This is a genomic window from Trichocoleus sp. ST-U1 (assembly GCF_039961835.1).
Taxonomy (GTDB): domain Bacteria; phylum Cyanobacteriota; class Cyanobacteriia; order Cyanobacteriales; family FACHB-T130; genus FACHB-T130.
The window spans coordinates 1-5,251 of record NZ_JAMPJZ010000148.1; the positions used below are offsets into that span (position 1 = coordinate 1).

A 5,251-nucleotide genomic window follows, 5' to 3' on the forward strand; every position below is an offset into this window, starting at 1 on the left:
TTCGGGACGCTATCGCAATCGTAGAAAGCGGTTTGGCTTACGCTTCAACTTGATTGCGGGACTGTTGAACTACGAACTGGCACATACTCACTGATTCATGCAGGAGGTCTATTGTCTGGATCGCAGATACTGCCCTTGCGGTCATTTGATAATCGACGCTCGCCACTGATGAACCAAAGAAACACATGGGTATCAAGCAGTAGCTTCATGTACCCTCAAATGCAGTCAGAATGTCTTTTGGTAATAGAGTGTCAAAATCATCTGGCACAGTGAACTCTCCAGCACAAAGAGCAAAAGGTTGAAGTTGCTTAACGGTTGGTGAAATTTGTCTAATTTCAGCAACAGGCTTTCCTGTTTGCATGACAATAAGAGTCTCAGCTGCTTCGACTTGGTGAAGGTTAAGTTGCAATATCTCGCTGAATTTCCTCAATCGTTACCGTTAGCATAGCGTCACTTTTGCATGGTTATGGCTCTTCCCTTATTCCCTCTTGTGTCTCTCAATCAGTAAAAATATCATGCTGCTCCTTAAAATGTCTCTCGGTAGTAGCCAAGCCTAAATCGGTAGCTAGGAAATCAACACCGTCAATAATTCTGGGTATCTTAACTTTATCAACTTGCAGACTGAGAAAGCATTCCTGCCTGTAATGGGGTCTTTCCTGAAAGCGTGCGATCGCTTTTTTCAAAGGACGTACAACCTCATACGCTTTTTCAGCTTTCTCAATTGATTCCTGTGGAATCGAAGATTGCAATCTAAGAATTGCTAGATCGATTAAATCTCTTGCCTCAACACTGTCGTCCATGTAGCGATCGCAATTTGAAAGCAGCTTGGACGTGAAACAGTCATTGAGGCTTAAGCAGGCGACAGATGACCACTTTGGATATCTTGGCGGATCTAGTTGAAAACGAGCTTCAGCGATAATTTCAGCCTTGATGGGGATATTATCAACAATAACCATCATCCGAATTCCATACTGGTCAGTGGTGCCACGTCCAACTTGGATTCTACTCAGATCGCGAAACAATGCTTCATATCCACCATCAAATATGACTGTGCGGAGGTATTTGTAGCCTGATTCACCAACAGGAGAGATAAAATCAACATCCTTACTCCAGCGGTATTCTTCAAAATCAAGTGCAAGAAGGGTTCCACCACCGAAGTAAGCAGAACCCTTCCTAAGTACCTCAGCATCTAAACTTTCAAGAATCGTGAGGATTTTATTATGGTAATCTAATCGGAAGGTCATAAACAGGCTTGTAGCCAGGAATTATAGCGTTTTGCAAGTTCCTTTAGGAAACGTAGTTCTTCGCCTTCAAGATTGCTAAATAGCTGGCGATATTCCCAACCCCGCTCATAGCGACTCAGCATTTGCTCCGGAGTAAACCGATAGACATCTCCTGTCTGCCAGCAGATTGACTCTAAAAAATGCAGCCTTTTTGGGACAACAGGTGGATTAATTGTTGGTGTGGCGGTTGTCATAGCTCCTCTAATCGACAACTTTGGCTAACTCTACTTCTAGAATAGCCCAATCATCGGTGATCGCGCTGCTACCTACGTGCAAACAAAACCAATTTACAGGAGCGATCGCTTTATTCGTTCTTGCTGGCGATCTCACTTTGCTTCCTGACCCAAATACTTGGACGGGAGTTAATCAAATTCTTGCCTAGTTTTTGGGAGTGTGCTCAGCGGGACACGCCTCTGTGTCCACTACAACAAGGTGTTATCTGCTCAGATTTCCTATGATCTTGACAGATGCTTTAGAAATTCATCAACAACCTGAGCAGGACTGTTGTAACATTCTTTAGCATCGTAGAATTCAATGAAATACAATCCATAGTCTTTGAATAACCTTGCTCGGTCGTGGTCTCGCATTGCAGTAGCGCTTGGATGATACTGATCTCCCATAACCTCCAGAATTCCCCACTTTCCATCTTGACAGACTAAGAAATCTGGCTCTCTTTTCACATCTTTTCCACCTAATACAGCGGTTGCATTGGAGAAAAACAGTACATTTCGCCTCTTTAGTTCATTGTAAACTTTCACTTCAGAGCGAGAGCGAAACCTTAAGCCGTCATGCTCAATAGTTCCACTAGAGACAAGCGATGCAGAATTTGATAATAGCTTTCCATCATCTGGTGGAGCTTCGATAATAGGCGATATTTCTAAGTCATTTATTTCATAACCAACTTCTTTTGGAAATACAGTATAGACAGCAGCCAGTAACTCTTTTTTCACACTCTCTGTGAATTTGGGTAGGTGTGCAACGGGTACGCAAAATCTTACAGTAGCATCGTAAGAGTCCCACCGAACGTGAGAAAACGAACCAGATGAAACAACTTCGTAAGTCGAATTGATAAGTAGAGTGTCAATGTCATCTTTTTTTATCGCTCGCAGGTAGCTCCTAAGCGTATGGAGAAAAGCTGGCGATTCCGGCGGACTGTAGGTAAACTCTGTCAACTTTTACTCTCCAACTAACCTTTATTTCACTGTAGATAAATAGTTATTAAACCGTTCACAGCGGTTTAACACGCTTATTAGTAATTTTAGCCTCCAGTAAACGGTCTAGCACTTGAAATAGGAACAGCTTACCGCAGCGAGTGATCGCGATCGCGTACTTATAGCAGGATCGACAATAGCGATATAAGAAGTCTAATTTAGGCAGGGATAGGGCAATGGTGCGATTAAAGGTGTGGCAGTGGGTTGTATTGGCAATGCCGAGTGCAGCTCATTTCCGAATTCGCTCAAGTTCCTCTCGTAAAACTCGCCGTAGCGTTTCCTCCAACGGTTCGCGACACTGTTGAATGTGCTGGCGAAGTACATCGTTGATTAATGTCTGATAGTTTCCTCCACCTGCTAGATGAACTTGCTCGCGAAACCATGCCAAAACATCATCATCTAATCGGATGGTAATACGGGTTTTCCCTGGCGGTGTTGGCTCGATTGCTCCCCGCTTCCCCTGACTAAAATCATACTCAGCTTCCATCAGTTATTCCTCCTCATATTGCTTTCGCTCATGGCGTGTAGCTTTGCGGGCAGAAATCAATCGAATCTTATTGTCACGCCATGTTAAACAACAACTAAAACTCGACCGAAGGCATCTATACCATCTGTAATAAATCGCTTGTTAAATCACCAACAATGGTCGAACACCCTGATTTGTGATGTTATCCCACATTACGGGGTCTAGCATCAGAGGCAGTTAGATCGACAATAACGGTATAAGAAGTCGAATCGAGACAGGTTTGGAACAATGGTGCAATTAAAGGTGTGGCAGTGGGTGGTGTTAGCAACGCCGATCGCAACGATCGTTGGTTTCTTGCTGATATCGGCAGGGTTGCAGATTCACGAGTGGCGGATTAATTGGATCTGGGGCGTGTTTACCGTCGTATTTGTGGGTTGGCGTTGGCTGCTGGTGAAGTGGACTCGACCCGCGATCGCGCAAATAGAATCGGTCATGGCGGAGGTTAGCGCCGAACTCGAATCTGGTACAGGCGACACTGTAGGCCTACCAGGGGGAAAGGATGCTGTAAATCAAGCTGAAGTCGCCTATCAAGAGATCCTGAAAGCAGCACAGAGCGATCGCCCGATTTGGGAAGACTGGCAAACTTTTTGGCAGCGATGCCAGGATCTTGTTAGCGCGATCGCTCATGTCTACAATCCTGAAGTAAAGTATCCCCTGCTCAACATTCACGTTACCCAAGCTTACGGACTGATTCGGGGAACGGTGGACGATCTGGACGGGTGGATACAGAAGTTATCTCCTGCCCTCGATCGGGTCACGATTGGGCAGGCATACGAGGCATACGGAGTTTACCGCAAGCTGGAACCATCGGCTCGGAAACTCTGGCAAGCCTGGAATTGGGCACAGTGGTTCTTGAATCCGGTGGTGGCGGTAGCAAAACAAGTCACTCAGCGTTCCAGTAATCAGGCAAATCAGGAATTGCTGGGGAATTTGAGCCAGATGCTTCGGGAAGCCGCTCTGCGGAACTTATGTCGGCAAGCGATCGCTCTCTATGGAGGAACGACTACACTACCAGAGTCAGAATCCTCTACTTCCACACCGACACTACCCAAGGCAAAGACGCAAACCCTCCGAGACATCCTGGCTCAAACAGAACCCGTCGAAGCGGTTGAGCAAAAACCTGTCAATATTCTGCTAGTGGGACGAACCGGATCTGGAAAAAGCAGCTTGATTAATACGCTATTTCAAGCAGATCGAGCCGCCGTGGATGTGTTGCCCAGCACCGATAAAATTCAGAATTACCACTGGCAGAGCCAATTAGGGGAAACCCTGACGCTTTGGGATACGCCGGGGTACGAACAAGTGAACCGGGCGGATTTACGAGAGCTTGTGCTGGATTATGCCACCAATGCAGATTTGCTGCTCTTAGTCACTCCTGCCCTCGATCCGGCACTGCAAATGGATGTGGACTTTCTCAAAGATATGAAGGCGGAAGTGGCAGACTTGAGCGCGATCGCCATCGTCACTCAGGTGGATCGTCTGCGCCCCATCCGCGAGTGGGAACCTCCCTACAACTGGCAAGCAGGCGATCGCCCAAAGGAAAAGGCGATTCGGGAAGCGACCGAGTATCGGGCGAAGCTTCTAGGCGACTTCTGCGATTTGGTTCTACCCGTCGTCACAGGTGACACGAAAACGAGTCGAACTGCGTGGGGAATGGACGCGCTATCATTGGCGCTGGTGGATGCGATCGCGCCTACCAAGCAACTCCGCCTTGCCCGCTTTTTGCGTAACTTGGATGCCCGCACTGTCGCTGCTGCCAAAATCATCGACCGCTACACCTTTCAGATGACAACGACACAGGGACTGGCTGCACTCCTCAAAAGTCCCGTTCTCCAGTTCATTGCGACACTGACAACCGGACGACCAAATCTAGCATACGTGCTAGCAGACCAAATTCCCGTGGAACAATTGCCGGTTGTGATTGGCAAACTCCAGATGGCGTATGATTTGTTCTCGCTCTTGAATCCGGGCGAAAACCCGATCAACTTTGATTTGCTATCCCTTTGGCCTCTACTGTTGGAAAACCCCTCTTCACCAGAACGCAATGCTTGGGCATTTGGTCACGCTTTAGTGGAATATTGGACTCAAAATCTGACAGTTGAACAATTCCGGCAACGGTTTGAGTTCTATCTCAAGCAAATTTGAGCCGATGGCTCTTTACCTGCTTTAGGCTTCTTAGCGAATTTTAATCCGGCTATCAGACTTAATGCAGTGCGAACCAACAGGTCGGC

Annotated in this window: 7 protein-coding genes and 2 pseudogenes; 2 read left to right on the forward strand and 7 right to left on the reverse strand. The window is 46.9% G+C overall.

The genetic code is table 11. The features are described 5' to 3' along the window. Positions 1–94, forward strand: a pseudogene (locus NDA06_RS26145) (IS5/IS1182 family transposase); the annotation flags it as partial. 111 nt (positions 95–205) lie between these two features. On the opposite strand, the gene NDA06_RS26150 reads toward NDA06_RS26145, so the two are convergent. The 7 genes and pseudogenes from NDA06_RS26150 to NDA06_RS26180 form a co-directional block, all read right to left on the reverse strand. Further along, positions 206–430, reverse strand: coding sequence for a type II toxin-antitoxin system Phd/YefM family antitoxin (locus NDA06_RS26150; protein ID WP_190987247.1), 225 nt, complete (start codon positions 428–430; stop codon positions 206–208). Positions 431–497: 67 nt separating this feature from the next. Further along, on the reverse strand, positions 498–1,244 hold the full coding sequence (locus NDA06_RS26155) for a nucleotidyl transferase AbiEii/AbiGii toxin family protein (protein ID WP_190987248.1): 747 nt from the start codon (positions 1,242–1,244) through the stop codon (positions 498–500). Beyond that, positions 1,241–1,477, reverse strand: coding sequence for a hypothetical protein (locus tag NDA06_RS26160; protein WP_190683968.1), 237 nt, complete (start codon positions 1,475–1,477; stop codon positions 1,241–1,243). Before NDA06_RS26160 ends, NDA06_RS26155 begins: the two co-directional genes overlap by 4 nt. A gap of 7 nt (positions 1,478–1,484) precedes the next feature. Next, positions 1,485–1,613: a hypothetical protein gene (locus tag NDA06_RS26165; protein ID WP_277878458.1), complete on the reverse strand. Its 129-nt coding sequence runs from the start codon at positions 1,611–1,613 to the stop codon at positions 1,485–1,487. A 122-nt stretch (positions 1,614–1,735) separates the two neighbouring features. Then, on the reverse strand, positions 1,736–2,233 hold the full coding sequence (locus NDA06_RS26170; RefSeq protein ID WP_199302972.1) for a hypothetical protein: 498 nt from the start codon (positions 2,231–2,233) through the stop codon (positions 1,736–1,738). 490 nt (positions 2,234–2,723) lie between these two features. Then, positions 2,724–2,981: a BrnA antitoxin family protein gene (locus tag NDA06_RS26175; protein ID WP_190528768.1), complete on the reverse strand. Its 258-nt coding sequence runs from the start codon at positions 2,979–2,981 to the stop codon at positions 2,724–2,726. Between the two features lie 3 nt (positions 2,982–2,984). Continuing rightward, positions 2,985–3,121, reverse strand: a pseudogene (locus NDA06_RS26180) (BrnT family toxin); the annotation flags it as partial. 127 nt (positions 3,122–3,248) lie between these two features. Between NDA06_RS26180 and NDA06_RS26185 the strand changes: the two are divergent. Beyond that, entirely contained in the window at positions 3,249–5,165 is a 1,917-nt protein-coding gene (locus NDA06_RS26185) for a GTPase family protein (protein WP_348251934.1), read from the forward strand. Positions 5,166–5,251 lie beyond the last annotated feature (86 nt).

What these genes read in the sequence shown, in the direction of transcription:
- NDA06_RS26155 (WP_190987248.1), bottom strand. Translation starts at nt 1,244, where the DNA reads ATGACCTTCCGATTAGATTACCATAATAAAATCCTCACGATTCTTGAA.
- NDA06_RS26160 (WP_190683968.1), bottom strand. Translation starts at nt 1,477, where the DNA reads ATGACAACCGCCACACCAACAATTAATCCACCTGTTGTCCCAAAAAGG.
- NDA06_RS26175 (WP_190528768.1), bottom strand. Translation starts at nt 2,981, where the DNA reads ATGGAAGCTGAGTATGATTTTAGTCAGGGGAAGCGGGGAGCAATCGAG.
- NDA06_RS26185 (WP_348251934.1), top strand. Translation starts at nt 3,249, where the DNA reads ATGGTGCAATTAAAGGTGTGGCAGTGGGTGGTGTTAGCAACGCCGATC.